Origin of the sequence: Terrisporobacter muris (assembly GCF_024621905.1) — a bacterium.
In the GTDB taxonomy this organism is placed as follows: domain Bacteria; phylum Bacillota; class Clostridia; order Peptostreptococcales; family Peptostreptococcaceae; genus Terrisporobacter; species Terrisporobacter muris.
In genome coordinates this window covers 1-2196 of the sequence record NZ_JANKBY010000466.1, presented here as the reverse complement: position 1 = coordinate 2196, position 2196 = coordinate 1, and the positions used below count along the sequence as shown (strand labels likewise).

At 29.0% G+C, this 2196-nt stretch carries 3 protein-coding genes; all 3 read left to right on the top strand.

All coding sequences use genetic code 11. From position 1 onward, the window contains the following. Positions 1-11: 11 nt before the first annotated feature. Entirely contained in the window at positions 12-176 is a 165-nt protein-coding gene (locus NSA58_RS20940; RefSeq protein ID WP_334319806.1) for a mannonate dehydratase, read from the top strand. Positions 177-545: 369 nt separating this feature from the next. Continuing rightward, positions 546-1940: an MFS transporter gene (locus NSA58_RS19265; protein WP_039679636.1), complete on the top strand. Its 1395-nt coding sequence runs from the start codon at positions 546-548 to the stop codon at positions 1938-1940. A gap of 111 nt (positions 1941-2051) precedes the next feature. Continuing rightward, positions 2052-2196: mannonate dehydratase (locus NSA58_RS20935; RefSeq protein WP_200886392.1), on the top strand; the 145-nt coding region annotated here is incomplete at its 3' end.

Here is a 2196-nt window from a genome sequence, read left to right as displayed (position 1 = left end):
ATTTCTATGAAATAGTAAAAGCTTACTGTGATTACAACTTTGATGGACCTTTCAGACCAGATCATGGAAGAATGATATGGGGAGAAACTGGAAGACCAGGATACGGATTATATGATAGAGCTTTAGGAGCTGTATATATAAACGGAATAAAAGAAGCTATAAACAAAAGTAAATAAATATTTAAGATATACTATTCAAGAATTTCTATAGGAAAAGCTTATAGGTATTCTTGGATATTACCTTTATTACTTTGGGAAAATGTTTTTATGACGGTATAAAAAGGTATTGAAATTATATTACTAATATGCTAGTATACGAGTGTAATATTATTTGTATATGTGATAAGGCATAATTATGCATTTAAATGTTAAAAAAATATCAAACTGAAATTTATATTAATTTTATTTCAAAAAGAAAATTAATATAAATTTAAAGTGATATTTAAATAAAAGCAAATAATGAAAAAATGTTATTTGCTGTTGTTAACTAACAACATAAAAAATAGTATGACTTATTATCAATTATAAAATTAGGAGGGTTTAGATATGCAATCAGCAGCTAAATTAGAAAAAAATATGTCATCGGGGAAACCGTTTGGAATGGGTGACAAAGTCGGTTACATGCTTGGAGATTTTGGGAATAGTTTATTATTTAACTTTATAGGAAGTTATTTATTAGTATTTTATACAGATGCATTTGGGATAAGTGCAGCAGCAGTTGGAACACTTATGGTTATATCAAGAGTATGGGATGCTATAAATGACCCAATTATGGGAGTAATCGTTGATAAAAGAAAAGCAGGTAAAAATGGGAAGTTTAGACCGTATTTAAAATATATGGGTTTACCACTTGGAATATTTACAGTATTAACATTCTTAGTTATACCTAATATGCCAGAAAGTATGAAATTACCATATGCATATATAACTTATATAGGATTTGGGATGGCATATACAGCTATAAATATACCATATGGTTCATTAGCTTCGGTAATGACAACAGATCCAGTTGAAAGAACTTCATTATCTACTTGGAGAAATTTAGCAGCAACATTTTCAATGATATTACTTATGGTTTTAACACCTAAATTAATATTTGATGCACAAGATGTTGTATCAGTAAAAGGTTTTGTTGTAGCAGCAATAATTTATGCCATAATAGCTAATATAGCTTATCAATTATCATATAAGATGACAACAGAAAGAGTTATTCATGAAGCCAAGGATACTCAAGAAAAAACTAGTTTAACTGAGACTGTAAAAACTTTATGCAAAAACAGAGCTTTAATTGGTTTAATATTAGGTTCATTAGGTACTTTAACAGCAGTATTCTTACCAAGTTCTTTAAATGCATACTTATTTAAAGATTATTTTCAAGCACCTGGATTATTAGGTTTAGGTGGAATGGTTGGAATGATAGGTACATTTATAGTACTACCTTTAACAACTAAATTAGTTGCTAAATTTGGTAAGAAAAACGTTTCAACTTATAGTTTAATAATATCTATAGCAGCTTATGCAGTAATGGTATTCTTCCCAAGTAAAAATCCATATGTATATATGGGATTAAGTGTAGTATCAGGTATAGGAGCAGGATTCTACAATATGATCGTATGGGCTTTAGTTGGTGATGTTATAGATTATCAAGAATATATAAGTGGGAAAAGAGAAGAAGGAACTGTTTATGCAGCATACTCATTAGCTAGAAAATTGGTTCAAGCTATAGTAGGAAGTATAGGTGGATTTGCTTTAGCAGCTATAGGTTATCAATCAGGAGTGGCTACTCAAACTGCTGAAGTTGCTGAAAGCATAAGACTTATAATAACATTAATACCGCTTATAGGATTTATATTTGGATTTATTACTATGAAGTTTGTTTATAACTTAAGTAATAAAAAATTAGAAGAAATAGAAACTGAATTAGAAAGAAGAAGAGCTTAGTTAGTTTTTAAATATTAAAAGCTTGACAAATCTCATATATAAATGCTAGTATACAAATGCAATACAACTTGTATACTAGTATTAAAATGAGATTGAGGAGGATATTTATTAATGGAAATGACATTTAGATGGTATGGACAAGATGACCCTGTGAAAATAGAGTACATCCGTCAAATACCAGGAATGAAAGGAATAGTAACGGCTATATATGATATACCAGTAGGAGAAGTATGGCCATTAGATAGAATATTAGAAT